The 18287-nt window shown below is 70.1% G+C and carries 15 protein-coding genes; 8 read left to right on the top strand and 7 right to left on the bottom strand.

The annotated features are described in order from the left end of the window. Positions 1-530 precede the first annotated feature (530 nt). The 6 genes from ACSDR0_RS12475 to ACSDR0_RS12500 all read left to right on the top strand — a co-directional run bounded on the left by ACSDR0_RS12475 (position 531) and on the right by ACSDR0_RS12500 (position 7780). Positions 531-1205 carry a DUF2291 family protein gene (locus ACSDR0_RS12475; protein ID WP_435288924.1) on the top strand — a complete coding sequence of 225 codons (675 nt, stop codon included), beginning with the start codon at positions 531-533 and terminating at the stop codon, positions 1203-1205. Next, complete coding sequence (locus ACSDR0_RS12480; RefSeq protein ID WP_435288925.1) at positions 1202-2767, top strand: sugar ABC transporter ATP-binding protein; 1566 nt, start codon at positions 1202-1204, stop codon at positions 2765-2767. The genes ACSDR0_RS12475 and ACSDR0_RS12480 overlap by 4 nt, the downstream gene beginning before the upstream one ends. Continuing rightward, positions 2764-3876: an ABC transporter permease gene (locus ACSDR0_RS12485; protein ID WP_435288926.1), complete on the top strand. Its 1113-nt coding sequence runs from the start codon at positions 2764-2766 to the stop codon at positions 3874-3876. Before ACSDR0_RS12480 ends, ACSDR0_RS12485 begins: the two co-directional genes overlap by 4 nt. A 120-nt stretch (positions 3877-3996) precedes the next feature. Beyond that, positions 3997-4587 (top strand): 2Fe-2S iron-sulfur cluster-binding protein, encoded by a 591-nt coding sequence (locus ACSDR0_RS12490; RefSeq protein ID WP_435288927.1) that lies wholly within the window; start codon positions 3997-3999, stop codon positions 4585-4587. Then, positions 4584-5666, top strand: coding sequence for an FAD binding domain-containing protein (locus ACSDR0_RS12495; RefSeq protein ID WP_435288928.1), 1083 nt, complete (start codon positions 4584-4586; stop codon positions 5664-5666). Before ACSDR0_RS12490 ends, ACSDR0_RS12495 begins: the two co-directional genes overlap by 4 nt. After that, a complete protein-coding gene (locus ACSDR0_RS12500) occupies positions 5663-7780 on the top strand; it encodes a xanthine dehydrogenase family protein molybdopterin-binding subunit (protein WP_435288929.1) in 2118 nt (705 codons plus the stop codon). The genes ACSDR0_RS12495 and ACSDR0_RS12500 overlap by 4 nt, the downstream gene beginning before the upstream one ends. A gap of 108 nt (positions 7781-7888) precedes the next feature. Here ACSDR0_RS12500 and ACSDR0_RS12505 read toward each other — a convergent pair whose 3' ends face one another. The 4 genes from ACSDR0_RS12505 to ACSDR0_RS12520 form a co-directional block, all read right to left on the bottom strand. Then, complete coding sequence (locus tag ACSDR0_RS12505) at positions 7889-8998, bottom strand: glycerophosphodiester phosphodiesterase family protein (RefSeq protein ID WP_435288930.1); 1110 nt, start codon at positions 8996-8998, stop codon at positions 7889-7891. Positions 8999-9506: 508 nt separating this feature from the next. Further along, entirely contained in the window at positions 9507-10148 is a 642-nt protein-coding gene (locus ACSDR0_RS12510; protein WP_435288931.1) for a hypothetical protein, read from the bottom strand. A gap of 232 nt (positions 10149-10380) precedes the next feature. After that, positions 10381-11217 (bottom strand): class F sortase, encoded by an 837-nt coding sequence (locus tag ACSDR0_RS12515; protein WP_435288932.1) that lies wholly within the window; start codon positions 11215-11217, stop codon positions 10381-10383. 12 nt (positions 11218-11229) lie between these two features. After that, positions 11230-12489: a hypothetical protein gene (locus tag ACSDR0_RS12520; RefSeq protein ID WP_435288933.1), complete on the bottom strand. Its 1260-nt coding sequence runs from the start codon at positions 12487-12489 to the stop codon at positions 11230-11232. A 402-nt stretch (positions 12490-12891) separates the two neighbouring features. On the opposite strand from ACSDR0_RS12520, the gene ACSDR0_RS12525 reads away from it, so the two are divergent. After that, positions 12892-14037 carry an acyl-CoA dehydrogenase family protein gene (locus ACSDR0_RS12525; RefSeq protein WP_435288934.1) on the top strand — a complete coding sequence of 382 codons (1146 nt, stop codon included), beginning with the start codon at positions 12892-12894 and terminating at the stop codon, positions 14035-14037. A gap of 201 nt (positions 14038-14238) precedes the next feature. On the opposite strand, the gene ACSDR0_RS12530 is transcribed toward ACSDR0_RS12525, so the two are convergent. Next, positions 14239-14769, bottom strand: coding sequence for a hypothetical protein (locus ACSDR0_RS12530; protein ID WP_435288935.1), 531 nt, complete (start codon positions 14767-14769; stop codon positions 14239-14241). A gap of 101 nt (positions 14770-14870) precedes the next feature. Here ACSDR0_RS12530 and ACSDR0_RS12535 point away from each other — a divergent pair, with 101 nt between their 5' ends. Then, entirely contained in the window at positions 14871-15032 is a 162-nt protein-coding gene (locus tag ACSDR0_RS12535) for a hypothetical protein (RefSeq protein ID WP_329089849.1), read from the top strand. A 107-nt stretch (positions 15033-15139) separates the two neighbouring features. On the opposite strand, the gene ACSDR0_RS12540 is transcribed toward ACSDR0_RS12535, so the two are convergent. Further along, positions 15140-15913, bottom strand: a complete 774-nt coding sequence (locus tag ACSDR0_RS12540) for an alpha/beta fold hydrolase (RefSeq protein WP_435288936.1) — start codon at positions 15911-15913, stop codon at positions 15140-15142. Positions 15914-15966: 53 nt separating this feature from the next. Next, positions 15967-18192 (bottom strand): SpoIIE family protein phosphatase, encoded by a 2226-nt coding sequence (locus tag ACSDR0_RS12545; protein WP_435288937.1) that lies wholly within the window; start codon positions 18190-18192, stop codon positions 15967-15969. Between the last annotated feature and the right edge of the window lie 95 nt (positions 18193-18287).

Genomic DNA, 18287 nt, shown 5'->3' on the forward strand with positions numbered 1-18287 from the left:
ATATAGAAAAAACCAGGTCAAAACTGATGATACCGGGCCTGAAGATCGCCATCCGTGGAGCGCCATCGGGCAGTGTGGAACCTGCGGCGGGCCCGATCAGGACGCTCCGGATACCCCTCTGGGGTGCCGAAATATTTCATCGACACGGACATCGCGGTCATCATCGGCCCGGTCGTCCGCGGCCCGCGCGGCGCGGGCTGGGACGGCGTCCGGTAACTCGACCGGCTCCCGTTCGGAGAGGATTTCGGTGGAAGGCGCACGAACGGGTATACGGGACATGAACAGCATCCACCACGCCCTCGGCCCGGTGGACCGCGAGGGCCGCTCCAACGTGCCGAAGGCGCGATGGCTCCCCGGCGGCACGACGCGTCGTCCAGAGGACCCGCCGAACGTCCTCTCCGAGCAGCGACGATCACCCCCGCGCTTCACGGAAAACCTTCCCCTCACCCGGCCACGGGCCCCTCCCGGGGCTCTCTCCCAGCGGACGGATCAGCGGTCTCCCCTGAGATTTCCCCATCGGAAGGATCGAGATGAGCACGCCGGTTGCTTCGCAGGCGCGCGGCGGTCAGGTGCCCCGCCGGCGGATCCCGGCGAGATGGATCGCCGTCGCCCTGGCGGTGGCCCTCCTGGCGGCCATCGGACTCAGCACCCAGTACCGCTCGGCGGAGTCGGTCGCGGAGCCGAGTCGCAAGCAGTTCGACCCGGTCGCGTACGGAGAGCGGACGTACGAGAGCAAGGTCGTGCCCGCGGTCAAGAGGAAGGCCGTCGAGCTGCCCGTACTGGTGAAGGCCATGAACACCGACATGGAGGGGGCCGGGAGGCAGTACGGGATCCGGCAGGGCAACGGCCCCTACAGCTTCGCGGTCAAGGGCACCGGCACGGCCGGGGCGGTGCGGTCCGGGCTGATGCCCGTGGCCGTGCCGGGGCTGCCCCCCGGCACCCGGGTGTCGCTTCAGGTCGGTCCGGTCATCAACGGCACGGCGCTGCGGGACTCGGTCGGGTTCATCACCTTCAGGCAGTTCCTCAACCAGGTGGAGTACGCCCAAGCCGCCACCGCGCTGAACGACCAGGCGTGGGAGAAGCTGCTCAAGAACCTGAACGCGCCAGGGCTGAGGGGCAAGAAGATCTCCTTCGTCGGGGCCTTCGGCTTCCTCACCCCGTCCGTCGTGACCATCACCCCGGTCTCGATCAAGGAGACTCCGTGAAGAGCCCGGCCGTCACCGTCCTGAGCGCCCGCGACGTCACCAAGGTGTACGGGGACACGCCCGCGCTCAGGGGAGTCGACTTCGACGTCACCGCCGGCCGGGTGACCGCGCTGTTCGGCGAGAACGGGGCCGGCAAGTCGACCCTGATGAGGATCCTCTCCGGGATCGAACGTCCCACCGGCGGCCATGTCGAGCTCGACGGGAAGCCCGTCAGATTCGTGTCGCCCCGCGACGCCGCCGACCAGGGCGTCTCGATCGTCCACCAGGGGCTCAGCCTCTGTCCCAACCTGAGCATCCAGGACAACCTTTTTCTGGCCAGGGAGATCTGCGGGGGCCCGTGGGTGATCGACCGCTCGTCCCAGCGGGCCACCACCGAGGCGATCCTCCACAGCCTGGAGGAGTATCTGGATCCCACCCTGCTGGTCGGTGACCTGACGCCGGGCGAGCAGCAGATCGTCGAGATCGCGCGGGCGCTCCTCCAGGAGGCACGCGTTTTGATCATGGACGAGCCCACCTCGGCGCTCTCCGCCCCGGAGGTCGAGATCCTCTTCCGGGTCATCAGGGAGCTGACCGCGAACGGGGTGGCCGTCGTCTACGTCTCCTCGCATTTGGAGGAGTCGCTGAAGATCGCCGACAACGTCGTCGTCCTGCGTGACGGACGGCCGGTCGCCACGGCGGACGCCGAGAACGTCGGCGTCCGGTGGATCGTGGAGCGGATGACCGACCGCGACCAGGACGACCTGTTCCCGCACCACGCCCCGGCCACCGGGGAGGAACTGCTGAGCCTGCGCGGCCTCGTGGTGGCCGACCCGGCCAATCCCGGCCGCCTCGCGATCGACGGCCTCTCCCTGACCGTCAGGGAGGGCGAGATCGTGGGCATCTACGGCCTGACGGGCTCGGGCCGCACCGAGCTGCTGGAGGCGCTCGCCGGCCTGACCCCCTCGCAGGCCGGCGAGATCCTGCTCTCCGGCATCCCGCTGGGAAACGCGGGGATCCGCGACCGCATCGACCGGGGAGTGATCCTGGTTCCCGGAAACCGGTGGCGCGACGGCCTCGTCCAGACGATGTCGGTCAGGGAGAACCTCTCCCTGGCCGGGCTGGGCACCTTCGTCCGGAGGCTGCTGGTCTCCCGTGACCGCGAGCGGGACGCCGTCAATCAGATGATCACCGACATCACCGCCGGGAGGGAGGGCAGGAAGGACGCGGAGGGCACGGAGGCGCCCATCGCGTCGCTGAGCGGCGGCGACCAGCAGAAGGTGGTCATCGGCAGGGCGCTGCTGACCGCCCCCCGGGTGCTCCTGCTGGACGAGCCCTCGCGCGGCGTCGACACCGACGCCAGGGCGGACATCTTCGCGCTCATGGCGGCACAGGCGGAGCGCGGCCTGGCCGTCCTCTTCACCACGTCGGACGCCGAGGAGGCCCTGCGCGTCCCCGACCGGCTGCTGGTGCTCGCCCACGGGGTTCTCGCCGGCGAGTTCCGGCGTGGCGAGATGACCCGGGAGGAACTGATAAGGGTGTCGGCCGGCACCACCATCCACACGGACGCGGACGGTAGCGGGTGAGATCTCGGGAATCGTCCCCCGCACCGGCGTCGCCGGGCCACTCCCCGCAGGAGAGGACCTCGGCCAAGACACGCCGCCTGTCGCTGGTGAACGGCCTGTTCGAGCAGCGGGCGCTCATCGTGCTCGCGGTCGTGGTCGTGATCTTCAGCGTGCTGTCGGACACCTTCCTCACCGTGCCGAACCTGATCACGATGACCAAGCATGTCGCGATCAACGCGGTGATCGCGCTCGGCATGCTGCTGGTCATCCTCAGGGGCGGCATCGACCTGTCGGTGGGCTCGATCGTCGGGCTCACCGCGGTCGCCGCCGGCGAGTTACTCGAAGGGCTCGACCTCGGGTTCGCCGGCCTGGTCGCCTACCCACCCGTGTGGGGCGTGATCGCGCTCTGCGTCGCGGTCGGCATGCTCGTCGGCCTGGTGAACGGCATCGTCATCACCCGCTTCAAGGTGGCGCCGTTCATCGCGACGTTCGCCATGCTGTACGTGGCGCGGGGAATCGCGCTGCTGATCTCCGGTGGCTCGACCTACCCCGACCTGACGGGCGATCCCGAGCTCGGCAACACCGGCTTCGAGGTCATCGGCGACGGACACCTGTTCGGCCTCCCCCTGGCGATCTGGATCATGGCCCTCCTCGCCTTCGCCATCACGCTGGTGCTCACCAGGACGCCGTTCGGACGGTGGCTGTACGCCGCGGGTGGCAACGAGCGGGCCGCGGAACTCTCCGGAGTCCCGATCGACCGCGTCAAGACGGCCGTGTACGTGATCTCCGGCGCCTGCGCCGCGCTCGCGGGTCTCGTCGTCACCTCGGAGCTGAACGCGGCGACACCGCTGGCCGGTGAGACGTACGAGCTCAACGCGATCACCGCGGTGATCCTCGGCGGCGCCGCGCTGAGCGGGGGGCGTGGCACGGTGCGAGGCACTCTCGTCGGGGCCTTCGTCATCGGCTTCCTCTCCGACGGCCTGATACTCGTGGGGGTGTCGCCGTTCTGGCAGACCATCATCAAGGGAGCCGTGCTCGTCGTCGCCGTGGCGCTGGATCAGGCGCAGCGGCGGTTCCAGCGGCGCGGGGCCGCCGTGTCGGCGATGGCCGCCGGCAGGCGACCGGGCTGACCGGTCTTGGCGCCCCTTTAACTCTCCCGTGATTCGCGAAGTGCCAGGATTGTTGCTTCTTTTGGATTTTCAGATTAATAGGAAATCCACCCCTCATCGGGAAATTGACAGGATAAGCGCATGGCAGTCGAAGCGTTCAGCAGCGATGTCACGCTGCGCATCAACGGTGCCGACCACTCCGTCTCCCTGGACAACCGGGTGACCCTCCTGGACGCGCTACGGGAGCACCTCGGGCTGACCGGGACGAAGAAGGGATGCGACCACGGGCAGTGCGGGGCGTGCACGGTCCTGCTGGACGGCCGCCGGGTGAACAGTTGCCTGACACTCGCGGTCACGACCGCCGGGCAGGAGATCATCACCATCGAGGGGGTGGCCGACCTGGCCCGCGCGGGCGACCTGCACCCCGTACAGCGGGCGTTCCTCGATCACGACGGCTTCCAGTGCGGCTACTGCACGCCGGGCCAGATCTGCTCGGCCATCGGCGCGCTCGACGAGGCGGAACGGGGCTGGCCGAGCCATGTCACCGAGGACGTCGCCGCGGGCGTCGCCTCCAGCGGCGCCCTGAACGCCGAGGAGGTCCGCGAGCGGATGAGCGGCAACCTCTGCCGCTGCGGTGCGTACGCCGGAATCGTCGAAGCCGTCCTCGACGCGGCCGGCGGCGAGAGCGCGGAGCCGGTTCTCGCCGGGCGGAATCCCGGAGGCACGCGATGAGGCCCTTCACCTACGAGCGCGCCACCGACCCCGGTGCCGCCGCCACCGCCCTCCTCGACGGCACCGACGCGATGTTCCTGGCCGGCGGCACCAACCTCGTGGACCTGATGAAGCTCGGCGTGGCCAGACCGGCGACGCTGGTGGACGTCACCCGGCTGCCGTACGACCGGATCGAGCACCGGGCCGACGGAAGCGTGCTCATCGGCGCGATGGTCCGCAACAGCGACCTGTCCGGCGACCCGGGCATCAGAGAGCGTTTCCCCGCGATCTCCCAGGCGGTGCTGTCCGGGGCCTCCGGGCAGCTGCGGTCGATGGCCACCACCGGCGGGAACCTGCTGCAGCGCACGCGCTGCCTGTACTTCCAGGACGTCACCAAGCCGTGCAACAAGCGCGACCCGGGTAGCGGCTGCTCGGCGATCGGCGGCGACCACCGCGACCTGGGGGTGATCGGCACCTCCATCGCATGCGTGGCCACCAACCCCTCCGACATGGCGGTGGCGATGGCCGCCCTCGACGCCGTGGTGCACATCAGGCTCGCGGGGGGCGACGAGCGGGCGGTGCCGCTCTCCCGCTTCTACCTGCTGCCCGGCGACACCCCGGAGCGGGAGACGGTGCTGGAACCCGGTGACCTGATCACCGGGGTCGAGCTGCCCCCGCCTCCGGACGGCGCGGTCATGCTGTACCACAAGGTCCGTGACCGCTGGTCCTTCGCGTTCGCGGTGGTCTCGGTCGCGGCGGTGGTCGCGATGGAGGCCGGCGGCTCGCTGCGGGAGATCCGGCTGGCGCTGGGCGGGGTGGCCCCCGTGCCGTGGCGGGCCCGGGAGGCCGAGCGGACGCTGGCCGGCCACAGGCCGACCAGGGCACTGCTGCTGGCGGCCGCGGAGGCGGAGTTCGCGGCGGCGCGCCCCCTCCCGCGAAACGAGTTCAAGATCGGACTCGCCGTCGACCTGATCGCGGCGAGCGTGCGCGACCTCACAGAGTCCATCGGGTCCACCGGGTCCACCGGGTCCACCGGGTCCATGGGGAACACGGGGAACACCGGGTCCACGGGAAACTTCACGCGGGAGGAGCGGGGATGACCACGCTCGACAAGGTGGTGGGCGGGGCACCGACCAGGATCGAGGGGCGCGACAAGGTCACCGGCGCGGCCCGCTACGCGTACGAGCACCCCGTACCGGACGCCGCCTACGTCTCTCCGGTGCAGTCCACGATCGTCCGCGGGCGGGTGCGCGCCGTCGACGGTTCCGCCGCGCTGGCCATGCCCGGGGTGATCGCCGTGCTGGACAGCGGCAACGTCTCCCGGCTGCGCCGGGTGGAGGACGCGGAGCTGGCCGTCCTGCAGTCGGCCGACGTCGCCTACCGGGGGCAGATCGTCGCGGCCGTGGTCGCGAACACCCTGGAGGGGGCCTGCGAGGCGGCCTCGGCGGTGCGCGTGGACTACGAGGAGGAGGGGGCGGGAGAGGGGGAGCACGACGTCGTGCTGAATCCCGGCGACCCGCGAATCTTCTCGCCGGAGAAGGCCAGCGCGGGTTTCGCGGGGACGGTCGACTGGGGCGACGCCGAGAGCGCCCTGGCGGCGGCGGCGGTGAGCGTGGACGCCGTCTACACGACCCCGACCGAGCACGCCAGCCCGATGGAGCCGCACGCCACGATCGCGTTCTGGGAGGGCGAGACCCTGACGCTCTACAACTCCGACCAGGCCCCATGGATGTCGGCGACCGCGATCGCCGAGCTGTTCGGCCTTCCCGAGAGCGCGGTGAGCGTCATCGCCGACCACGTCGGCGGCGGTTTCGGGTCGAAGGCGGTGCCGCGCCCGCCGACCGTGCTGGCGGCGCTGGCCGCCCGTGCCGTCAGACGACCGGTCAAGGTGGCGGCGACCCGGCAGCAGATGTTCGCGCTCGTCAGTTACCGGACGCCCACCGTGCAGCGTGTACGCCTGGGGGCCGAGCGGGACGGCAAGCTGACCGCGGTGTGGCACGACGCGCTCCAGCAGAGCTCGAAGCTCGTCGAATACACCGAGCCGACGGTCGGGGCCAGCCGCATGATGTACGCGACGCCCAACAGCCACACCGCCCACCGGCTGCTGCGACTGGACATGCCGACCCCCTCGTGGATGCGCGCCCCCGGCGAGGCCCCGGGGATGTTCGCCCTGGAGTCGGCGATGGACGAGCTGGCGTACGCCCTCGAAATGGACCCCGTCCAGCTGCGGATCGCCAACGAGCCCTCCGTCGACCCCGAGTCGGGGCTCCCGTTCAGCAGCCGCAACCTGGTCGCCTGCCTGCGCGAGGGGGCGGCGCGCTTCGGCTGGGCCGGGCGCGACCCCACGCCGGGCGTGCGCGAGGACGGACGGTGGCTCGCCGGGACCGGCGTCGCGTCGTCGACCTACCCCGTCTTCACCAGGGCGTCCACCGCGACCGCCTACGCCGGGCCCACGGGCAGGTTCGTGGTCCAGATCGCCGCGGTCGACATCGGCACCGGGGCCCGTACCGCGCTGACCCAGGTGGCCGCCGACGAGCTCGGCGTGCCGATGGACCGGGTCACGGTCAGGGTGGGCCGCAGCGTCTTCGGTCCCGCGCCGTTCGCCGGAGGGTCCATGGGCACCTCCTCGTGGAGCTGGGCGGTGAGCAAGGCGTGCCGGGCACTGGTCAAGAAGCTCGACGAGCGGTCCGGTCTGGTCCCTCCCGAGGGGTTGGAGGCGCGGGCGGACACCACCGAAGATCTCGCCGCCTGGAAGCGTTTCTCACGCCACTCGTTCGGGGCGCAGTTCGCCGAGGTCAGGGTGAACGTCGACAGCGGGCAGGTCCGTGTCGAGCGGCTGCTGGGGGTGTTCGCGGGCGGCCGGATCGTCAACGCCAGGACGGCGCGCTCGCAGTTCCTCGGCGGCATGACGATGGGGGTCTCCATGGCCCTGCACGAGGCCCTGGAGACGGACCCCCGGTTCGGCGACTTCGTCAACCACGACCTGGCCGGGTACCACATCGCGGCGAACGCCGACGTCCGCGGGATCGAGGCCCACTGGATCGACGAGCAGGACGACGAACTCAACCCGGTCGGCGCCAAGGGCATCGGCGAGGTGGGGATCGTCGGCACCGCCGCGGCGATCGCCAACGCCGTCTTCCACGCGACCGGCTTCCGGCAGCGCGACCTGCCGATCACCCTTGACCGGGTACGGGCGGCCGTGCGCGGCGGTTGACGGGACACCTTCCGCGCGGCACGACCGCCCGCGCGGCACGCCCCCGTGCGGTATCACCGCCCGCGCGGTACGACACTCCTCGTGCGGCATGACACCGGCCCGCGCGCGTCAGCCTCCGCCACGTAGCCGGTCCCGTACGGCGCACGCCAGACCGGGGTCGTCGGCGATGACCCCGTCCACGTTGAGCCCGTACAGACGCTTCAGCCACCTCCTCACCCCTGCGGTGGCGCGCCCGCCGGAGGTGTCGCCCCTGAGCTCCGCCCGGAGCCGCGCGGCGAGCTTGCGAACCGTCGTGGCGTGGACCAGCAGCCCTTCCCGCTGGGCGTTCCCGACGAGCTCGACGGGTGACACCGGTCTCCCGTCGAGGCCCCCGGGATCGCCGGGACCGATCCGCTTGGTGACCACACCGATGCCGTCGGCGTACCTGGCGACCTCCCGCAACCCCTCCGGGGTGACCATGTCGTCGTAGGTGAGCGGGTCACCGGCGCTCACGGCGTCGTACGGGGCACCGGTCGCGCCGACGAACTGGATGAGCCGCAGCCGCGTGAGGGGACGCAGCCGCTTGAGATTCCCCGGCTCGAAGGACTGGATGAACGCCGGGTCCCGCTCATCGTTCCAGCCGTACCGCGCGAAGGTCTCCAGCAGCGGCTCCTCCAGCGGCAGCCCGATCGAGGCGAAGTAGGTGGGGAACTTGGTCTCGGCGTAGACACCTACCCCGTGCCTCCGCGCGAGCTGGACCACCTCGTCGAGCGTCGGGATGCGCTCCGTCCCGTCGTAGGCGGTGTTGTCCCGCCGTTCCTTGGGGAAGCGCTCCCTGGCCCGGAGGGTGCGCAGCTCCTCCAGGGTGAAGTCCTCGGTGAACCAGCCCGTGTGCCGGACGCCGTTGATGACCTTGGACGTCATGCGGTCGGCGAACTCGGGGTGTTTGGCGATGTCGGTGGTCGCGGAGAGTTCGTTCTCGTGCCGGGCGACCAGCACGTGGTCCTTGGTCGAGACGAGGTCGGGCTCGATGTAGTCGGCACCCATCGAGATGGCGACCGTGTAGGCGAGAAGCGTGTGCTCGGGCCGGAAGGCACTGGCTCCGCGATGCGCGATGACGATCGGCGCGGCCTTGTGGCGGCCGAAATGCCGGGCCTCCGGGTTCGCGAGCCGCCCGGCCGCGGAGTTCGCGGACCGCTTGGCCGACGAGTCACCGGATCGTCCGTCCGTGGCGCTCACGAATCGCGTGCCCGTCGAGTCAGAGTGGTGGAGGGCACCGATCGCGGCCATCCCTATGAATACGGCCAGCACACCAGCCCGCGTCCTGCTCACCTGCGTACACCCCTCGCTCCGGTTCAGCGGGGGAGACACATTCGCATAACGGCTATACCCGGACCGGACGTGCGATTAACGATCAGAAGCGATTCTCGATGAGATAACACCACATGACCGCATCCTTGGGTATTTCCCGGAATGTGTCCCGGTTTCGTAGGCCACAAAAAAAGAGTGAGCGATTAATCACTCACTCCTTGGCGAAGGGAAGGGAAACACGCGTCAACCGGCGGCCAGGCGCTCTCCGTCCCCGGCTCCGGCCTCGACCTCAGATCGCCGCACCGGTCTCATCCGGCGTACCGTCACCGCACGGGCCCTCGAACAGCGAACCGGCACGGTACGGGCACCGAACCGGCACCACACCGACCTCAAACGACGAACCGGCACCACACCGGCTTCCGGCGACGGACCGGTCTCATTCCCGGTCCATGTGGGGCCCCAGCCCCAGCCTCTCACCGCGCTCGCGCCCGGCCTCGTAATCCTCCTCGTACCGCCCGAACCCCGAGTCTTCCGGTAGGCCGACCTGCCGGTCCCTCGAACGCCCGAGCCCCCAGCCGTCACCGCGCTCTCCGGACCCGCCTCCCCTGTACCGCTCGAACGCCGGATCCTCCAGCCGTTCGTGGTCCCAGCCGTCACCACTCCTGACATCCGAGCCCGGCCGCCCGAACTCCCGGTCCCTATGGCGTCCGTACCTCCACTCCGCGCCGCGCTCGTTCCCCGGATCACGCCGCCAGAACCCGCGATTCCCGTAGCGCCCCCGCTCCGGATCCCGCCGCCCGGCCTCCCGGGCCCTGTACCGCCCGCCGTCCGAGTGTCTCGGCCGCCCGAATCCCCAGTTCCCCCTGCGCTCGATGGTCGTCTTCGAGCGCTCGGCCGTCCGTCCGCCGTTGCCCCAGTTTCTGGTCGTCCAGCCTCCGGCGTGCTTCGGCGTCGAGTGCGCGTGACGCTTGGCACCCCAGCCTGTGGAGCGCTCGTTCCCCGACTTCGGGTGCTGGACCGCGCCAAGGGCGGCTATCCCTATGAGTACGGCTACGACCCCGGCCCGCACAGTGCTCACCTGGGCACACCCCCGCCTTCTGATCATTCGGGGGGTTGTCTCGTACGAACGACTTCCTACCCGGAATACCGGGGAGGCTAACGATCGGAGGCGGGCGTCAAAGGGGCCGCCACCCGCCGATCCGGGAAGCGCCACGCCCGATCCGGGAAGCATCACGCCCGATTCGAGAAGCGCCGCGCCCGATTCGGGAAGGACGGCGCACCGTGCCCGGCCCGCGGGCCGGGCGGCGCGGTCAGGCGCGACGGGTCTTCGACAGGGTCGCGTAGACGATGATGTTGTCGGTGTAGTGGCGGGTCTTGCTGTTGTAGACACCACCGCAGGTGATCAGTCGCAGGGTCGCCTCACCGGTGTTGCCGTAGACCCGCTTGGACGGGAAGGCCGCCTTGCTGACCTGTTCCACACCGTCGACCGTGAACTCCGCGAGGCTCCCGTCCGACCGGGAGACCTTGATCTTGTCCCCGCGCTTGATCTCCTTCAACCGGCTGAAGACGGCGGCCCCGCCCTTGGTGTTCACGTGTCCGAGAACCACCGAGGGCCCCTGCTGCCCGGGAATCGGGCCGTGCTTGTACCAGCCGGCCTGGTTGGGCCTGCTCAGCGGAGGCGTCTGGACCTCCCGCTTGGAGTCGACACCGAGCGCCATCAGCGGGGCCAGCACGCCGATCTTCGGGATGGCCAGCCGCCGGGGCGTCACCCCGTCGCTCTTCAACGGCTCAGGAGGCATGACCACCGGCAGCGGCGGCGGCGCCGTGGGCGCGGCGGCCGTCAGCGGGGCGTCCAGCCCGCCCGGCCCCACCACCGAGGACGGCGTCACTCCCGCGGGCTGCTGGCCGGCGACCGGAACCTCCTGGATCTGAAGGTTGCTGTCCGCCGCCTGCGGCACGGGCGGCCCGTACGGCGCGTCCTCCATCGCCGGGGCCAGGTACGCGAGCAGCCCCGCCATGATCGCGGCCACCCCGCCGAGCGACCCGGCCACGAGGAGCCCGGCCATCAGCATGCTCCCCTTGGGCTTGGGGGCCGGGCTGCGACCGTCGTAGGGGTCGGGACCGCCCTGCACAGGTCCTTCGTACATCCGGCGCCTCCTTCAGCTATCCCTCTGGCCGCGTGCGTGTGCCGCTCGCCGCCTCATCAAGGCCACCCCGCCCAGTGCGCTTCCCGTCACCATCGCCGTGCCCGCGCCGAGAAGCCCCAGTCCGGAGCCTCCTCCCGGAGCCTCACCGGTCTGTGCCCCGCCGCTGGGCGTAATGATCACCTGCGGTGCGGTGGGGGTGGGCCTGGTGGGGGTGACGGTGGCGGTCACGGTCAGGGTGGGCTTGGGCGTGGAAGTGGTCGTGCTGGTGGTGGTGCTGTTCGTCCCGACCGACTGGTGGCCGTTGCCGTTCGCGCTCGGGGTGACCGTAGGCGTGGGGGTGACGCTGGTGCTGGGGCTGATCGTGGTGGTCGGGGTGACCGTGGTGGTGGGGGTGACCGTCGGGCTGGGCGGAGGAGGAGACTCGCCCGGCTCGGAGATGGTGACGTCCACCGAGACCGGCGCGCTGACGAGCGTGCACGTGGCCCTGTAGTCGGCCGGCGGGTTCGCCAGCTCCCTCGTGATCACCCGGAAGGCGTCGACCTGTGCGAACTTGCCGGCCTCCAGGTTCGTGACCTGGATGGTGTGCTCGCCGTACTTGAGGCCGTTGAACCTCCACAGCGTGAGCCCGCCCTGGTGCGCGGCGTTCGTCGGCGTGCCGTCGGGGTTCTTCGAGGCGTCGATGAAGGACGGCGTGGCGTCCTGATTGTCGATCTTGAACCCGACCTTCCCCGCCTCCGTGCTGCGCCGGGCGACGTACTCGATCCCGGTGCCGGTGAACGTGAAGGTGGAGAAGGAGTTCACCTTGTCCGTGCGGTGCAGGTCACGGCCGTAGTCGCCGATGCTCAGCGGCTCGTCGTTCAGCTCGTACCAGTCGGCCGCCCCGTGGTACTTCACCAGGGGATCGTCGTTGTTGACCATGAACTCCCCGGCCGGAGGCGTGAAGTCCACGAACAGCCTCCGGGGGGTGACCTTGACCGTGCCCGCCTGGGTGGTGTGGGCGAAGTCGGAGATCCCGTCGGGGAGCTTCAGGATCTGTCCTGGCTGAAGCTTGCCGGGCTGGTCGACGACGCCCTTCGGCTGGAGGATGCCGACCCAGCTCCCCGAGAGCTGCACGTTCCCGGTGACCAGGACCTTGCCCCCGGGACCGAAGTAGCCCGGCGAGCCGAACCTGGCGGGGTCGCCGTTCTTGTAGTTGAGGGCCCAGCCGATGTTGAGCGGCTGCCCGACCGTGAGCGTCGTGGGGATCGACACCTTGGTCCGGAGGTTCACCACGCTGCTTCCCAGGGCGATCCCCCCCGTACAGCTGTAGTCGACCACGAGTTCGGCATTGCTGGCACCGGACGCACCGGATGGCAGCGCGACCAGCGCACCGCCGAAAAGGCACAGGGCCGAAACCGCGAGAGACCTACGGAGCCCAGATCGCCACCGAACCACCACACACTCCGATCACGAAGGCTGCCGTCAACGGGCATACCCATAGCACACCGAGGGTAGATCGTACGGTTTCACCCATCTTCGGCGCAGCGAGATGGGGGTTGATCCGAAGACCGTGGCGCACTTGTGATCTGGACGTACCTCCATACGCCTCCGCAAGCCGCATGGACGGTACGGAACCGGGTGTACCTGGTAGTAACAGAATCGTATTCTGTGTCACGAATCACTAGGAGGCACACAATGCAGCGAGACCTCTTCGAGGAAGAGCACCAGCTCTTCCGAGAGACCGTGCGCGAGTTCCTGGCCCGCGAGGTGGTGCCCCACCACGACCAGTGGGAGAAGGACGGCATCGTCCCCCGCGAGGTGTGGAAGAAGGCCGGAGAGATCGGCATGTTCGGCTTCGGGGTGCCCGAGGAGTTCGGCGGCGCCGGGATCACGGACTTCCGCTACAACGCCGTGATCGTCGAGGAGGTCATCGCGATCGGCGCGTCCGGCCTGGGCTACTCACTGCACAACGACGTGATGGCGCCGTACTTCGTCGACCTCACCAACGACGAGCAGAAGGCCCGCTGGCTGCCCGGGTTCACCTCCGGCGAGCTGATCACGGCGATCGCGATGAGCGAGCCCGGCGCGGGCAGCGACCTGCAGGGCATCAGGACGACCGCCGTACGCGACGGCGACCACTACGTGGTCAACGGCCAGAAGACCTTCATCACCAACGGCATCAACTCGGACCTGGTCGTCGTGGTCGCGAAGACCGACCCGGGCGCGGGTGCCCGGGGGATCTCCCTGCTGGTCGTCGAGCGGGGCATGGAGGGCTTCAGCCGGGGCCGCAACCTGGAGAAGATCGGCATGCACGCCCAGGACACGGCGGAGCTGTTCTTCGACAACGTCCGGGTGCCCGTGGCCAACCTGCTGGGCCCGCAGGAGGGGCAGGGCTTCTTCCAGCTCATGGCCAACCTGCCGCAGGAGCGCCTGTCGATCGCGGTGATGGCGGTGGCGGCGGCCGAGACGGTACTGCGGACGACCATCGAGTACTGCAAGAGCCGCACGGCCTTCGGCCGGAACATCGGCAGTTTCCAGAACACCCGGTTCGTCCTGGCCGAGCTGGACACCGAAGTGGACATCGCCCGCCTCTACGTGGACAAGTGCATCCTGGCCCTCAACGCCAAGGAGCTCACCGCCGTGGACGCCGCCAAGGCGAAGTGGTGGACCACGGAACTGCAGACCAAGGTCATCGACCGCTGTCTCCAGCTGCACGGCGGCTACGGCTACATGATGGAGTACCCCGTGGCCAAGGCCTGGGTCGACAGCCGCGTCCAGACCATCTACGGCGGCACCACCGAGATCATGAAGGAGATCATCGGCCGCTCCTTCGGTTTCTGAGCCCCCGGCCCCTGGCCACGCCACGCCCACCGGCCTCCGGGGCACCGGCTTCCGCGACGACCGCCGGCCTCCGGAACACACCGGACCGATCTCCGCGCCGCACCCGGCCTCCGGGACACCCCCGGCCCTCGGGACGGCCCCGCGGAGAACCGCCGTCCGCGCCCCCGCGGGACAGCGGATCCCCGTGATCGGCCGGGCCCGTCACTTCTCGGTGATGTCCTCGATGTTGACGGCGACCCCGTCCTTGATCGTCACCTTGGCGATGAGGACGCCGCCCTTCTTGATCGCCGCCTGCAACTGCTCCACCGAGCAGCTGTAGGGGGCCTCGCCCTCCTTGCAGACCAGCCCCTCCGCGTCGCGCACGACCGTGTACGGCAGCAGGAGGGCTTTCACCTCCCGGTCGCTCTCGGAGGTCACGGTGATCCCGTCCACCCCGCGCAGGGTGATCTGCCCGCTTATCGTGGCGTCGACGTCCCGCCCTCCGGGGATGCTCACGGACGGCGACGCCGTGACGAGGGCGTCCACCGACGGGGAGGGGGACGGGGAGATCGTGGGAGACGGGGAGGGCGTGGCGGAGGCCACGGGGGACGGGGTGGCCGAGGCGGTCACGGTAACGGTGGCTGTGGCGGCCGCCGACGCCCCGGGCGCGACGCTCCCGCCCGAACATGCGGAGAGGCCTGCGGCCAGAGCTGCCACCAGCAGGGCGCGCGTTACCTTCGATGTCCTGTTCACGAAAAGCAACGATCCCATGGGTTGGGGATTGCCTTTACCAAGCGCGAAGGCTGCCCCGCCGACGCATACTGGTCAGCGGAGACTCCCCCGAGGTGGTGACGATGGACAGCGGACTGATTCTGCTGATCTTCCTGGCGTTCCTGTTCGCCTGGGGCCTGAACCGGGTGCGGCGTGCCTTCCGGCTCGGCCCGGTCGCGTACGTCGGCGTCATGGTGGTGTTCGTCATCGCGATGCTCGCCATCTGGGGACAGACCGTCCGCTGACCTCCCCCGGCTGACCTCTCCCGGCCGGACCCGGATGTCCGGCACCGGATGTCCGGCACCGGGCGCCTCGGGATGCCCGCCCCCCTGAGAGCCGCGCGCCGCCCCGCCTACCGGGACGCCTCCAGCAGCACGCTCGCGACCAGCTCGGGGTCGTCGGTCATCGGCAGGTGCCCGCAGCCCCTGAGCAGTTTCACCCGCTGCCCCGACCATCTGGCCGCCCGGATGGCCTGCCGGCGCGGCAGCAGCCGGTCGTTCTCACCCCAGGCGATCGTGACCGGCGCCTTCGGCGGCGCGGGGGGCATCAGCCCCGCGAACGAGGCGAGGGTCTCGTCGAAACCGGAGGCGCCCCCGAGCGCCTGGAGGGCGGCGAGCAGCGCCTCGGGCGAGAGCCTTCCCGGATGGGCGACCATGACGCCGGCGCACAGGGCGCGGCCCAGCGGATCTCGCGCGAGGGCGGCGGCCCGTCCCGGGGGAAGGCGGCGGGCGGAGGCCCTGGTGGCGCGGAGGACGGCTCGCGCGTACGCGAGCTCGCTGCGGTTCCAGAACCCGGCGGGAGAGAGGGCGGTGGCCGAGCGGACCACCCCGCGCGAGGCCAGTTCGAGGGCGACGTAGCCGCCCAGGGAGTTGCCCGCCACGTGAGGGTCGCGCAGGCCGAGCACCGCGAAGAAGGACTCGATCGCGTCTGCCAGGCTTTCTGCCGTGTACGGCGTGCCGGGCGGCAGCGGCGGCGAGACGCCGAACCCGGGGAAGTCGACGGCGATCACGTCTCGCTCGGCGGCGAGCCGGTCAAGCACTGGCAGCCATGCCTGCCAGTGATGCCCGATACCGTGCAGCAGGATCAGGGGAGGACCTGTCCCGCGCCGTTCGAACGCCAGCTCCATGCCCCCGAGTCAACCACCGATCGGGGACGTGTTCCAGCTCTGTCGCGTGTGGCTCAGCGCGACTTGGTGGGGATCTCGAACCAGACGGCCTTGCCCTCCTTGGTGGGGCGGGAACCCCAGCGCTTGGCGAGCTGGTCGACGAGGTAGAGGCCTCGTCCGCCCTCGTCGTTCTCCCCCGCGCTGCGGATGCGCGGCAGCCGGAGGTCCTGGTCGAAGACCTCGACCCAGACGGACTCCCCGCCCCGGCGAAGCCTGAGCGTGAACTCCTTCTCGTTGATGACCTCGTCCTCGAAGCCGGGGACGTCCCAGGACTCGTCGAACGGCAGCGGAGGGCCGTCCATCGTCAGCTCCCTGCGCGGGATGCTGGCGCTGGCGGCGTGCAGCACGACGTTGGTGACGACTTCGGAGACCAGCAGGCAGGCGAGCTCGGCGCGCTCCTCTGGGACGTTCCAGCCGATGAAAGCCTCCGAGGCCATCCGGCGCGCCTCGCCGACCATGATCGGCTGGGCGGGGAAGGTGCGCTCCTCGACGGCCAGGTCCTCGGAGGCGGACCTGAGCACGAGGATGGCCATGTCGTCGTCGATCTCACCGGGCACCGCGACGGTGGCGGCGTCGGCGATGCGCTCGACGGAGGCGTCACTGATCTCGATGAGCTTGCCGCAGAGCTGCGCCAGCGTCTCCTCGACGTTGGGCGGTCTGCCATCGGCGTCGCGGATGGGGCGACGATCGACGAGCCCGTCGGTGTAGAGGAGCAACGCGGCGCCGGGGGGCAGCGTCCGCGTCTCCTCCTTGTAGACCAGGTCGGCGTGCATGCCCTTGGCCCGCACTCCCAGCGGCTGGCCGACCTCGTGGATGTCGAGCTCGGTACAGGTGTTGCCGATGAGCAGCAGCGGGGGGGCGTGCCCGGCGTTGGCGAACGACAGCTGCCGCGACCAGGCGTCGTACACCAGGTACTGGCAGGTGACGATGGGCGGGACGCTGATGTCGGCGCCGCTCTCGTCCTGCTCGGGGGTGGCGATGATGCGCGTCCACTCGTCGAGCCTGGCGAGGATCTCCGCGGGCGGCTTGTCGTCCTGGGCGAAGGCCCGCAGGGCCGCCCGCAGCTGCCCCATGACCGCCGCGGCCTTGGCGCCCCTGCCCTCGACGTCGCCGATGACGATGCCGACCCGGCCCGCCGACAGCGGGATGACGTCGTACCAGTCGCCGCCGACCTGGGTCTGGATGCCCTGCCCGTGGCTGGCCAGGGGGGCGGCCGGATAGTAGCGGACCGCGATCTCCAGCCCGTCGAGCTGCGGCAGCGCTCGGGGCAGCAGGTGCTTCTGGAAGGACTCCGCGGTGTGCCGCTCCTCCTCGAACAGCAGGGCGTTGTCGACGGCGAGGGCGACCCTGGTGGCGATGGCCCCCACGAAGTCGCGGTCGAAGGCGTCGTAGTGCGGGCTGCGCCGGTCGGTCAGGTTGGACAGCCCCAGGTACATCAGCCCGAGGGTCTCGCCGCGCACGCACAGCGGCGCCACGATGGCCGAGGTCATGCCGATCTCGGCGGCCAGGCGGGTGTTGGCCTCACCCGGGCTGGGATAGTTGGTCTGGGAGAAGTCCTCGACGAGGATCGTCTCCTGGCGGCGCAGCGCGATCTCGGCGTAGTGCCCCACCGGGTAGCGGATCTCCGCTCCGAGCGGCGCCCAGGTGTTGGGCGGCGGGCTCCAGCCCTGGACGTGAGTGGAGACCCTGCGGGTCAGCCGCCCCTCCTCCATCAGCTCGATGAAACAGTGGTCGGCGAACTGCGGGACGAGCATCTCGGCGACGCGCTTGAGCGTCTCCTCGACGTAGAGCGATCCGGCGAGGCGCTCGCCGATCCGCTCCAGCAGGCCGAAGCGGTCCTTCTCGCGCTCGTTGCTGCGCATCGCCTCGCGGGCGGTGATGACGATGCCCGTCACCGCTCCCGAGGGATGCCGCAGCGGCACGGCCTGGGCCCGTACGTAGATGATCGTTCCGTCGCCGCGCCTGACGTCGAACGTGCCCTCCCAGACGCCGCCCTTGAGGACGTGCTTGGAGAGCTCGACGGCCAGCGGGTGGTCCTTCTCCATGATGCCCAGGGAGAGGGACTGGTCGCGGGGCCCCGATGTGCCGGGGCGTCCGAACAGTTTTTCCGCGAACGGGTTCCAGTAGAGAAGGTTGCTGAACCTGTCGGTGACGACCACCGCCATCTCGGCATGATCCAGGACGGAACCAGCCGTAAGGTGATCAGCGGCGTCCTGGGAAACATCCCCCCACCGCTTCATCCGGTGACCGCCCCTCGTGGGCGGGTGTGTGCAAAGCGAACCACGGTTGCTCCTGCAGTCTCGGCCTGGGAGCGGAGGGACTCCCGAACGGGATC

This window comes from Streptosporangium sp. G11 (assembly GCF_051192615.1).
Classification (GTDB): Bacteria; Actinomycetota; Actinomycetes; order Streptosporangiales; family Streptosporangiaceae; genus Streptosporangium.

Coding starts and splice junctions, on each gene's coding strand:
- ACSDR0_RS12540 (WP_435288936.1), bottom strand. CDS start 15,913: ATGGAGCTGGCGTTCGAACGGCGCGGGACAGGTCCTCCCCTGATCCTG.
- ACSDR0_RS12475 (WP_435288924.1), top strand. CDS start 531: ATGAGCACGCCGGTTGCTTCGCAGGCGCGCGGCGGTCAGGTGCCCCGC.
- ACSDR0_RS12535 (WP_329089849.1), top strand. CDS start 14,871: ATGGACAGCGGACTGATTCTGCTGATCTTCCTGGCGTTCCTGTTCGCC.
- ACSDR0_RS12545 (WP_435288937.1), bottom strand. CDS start 18,192: ATGAAGCGGTGGGGGGATGTTTCCCAGGACGCCGCTGATCACCTTACG.
- ACSDR0_RS12500 (WP_435288929.1), top strand. CDS start 5,663: ATGACCACGCTCGACAAGGTGGTGGGCGGGGCACCGACCAGGATCGAG.
- ACSDR0_RS12495 (WP_435288928.1), top strand. CDS start 4,584: ATGAGGCCCTTCACCTACGAGCGCGCCACCGACCCCGGTGCCGCCGCC.
- ACSDR0_RS12525 (WP_435288934.1), top strand. CDS start 12,892: ATGCAGCGAGACCTCTTCGAGGAAGAGCACCAGCTCTTCCGAGAGACC.
- ACSDR0_RS12490 (WP_435288927.1), top strand. CDS start 3,997: ATGGCAGTCGAAGCGTTCAGCAGCGATGTCACGCTGCGCATCAACGGT.
- ACSDR0_RS12515 (WP_435288932.1), bottom strand. CDS start 11,217: ATGTACGAAGGACCTGTGCAGGGCGGTCCCGACCCCTACGACGGTCGC.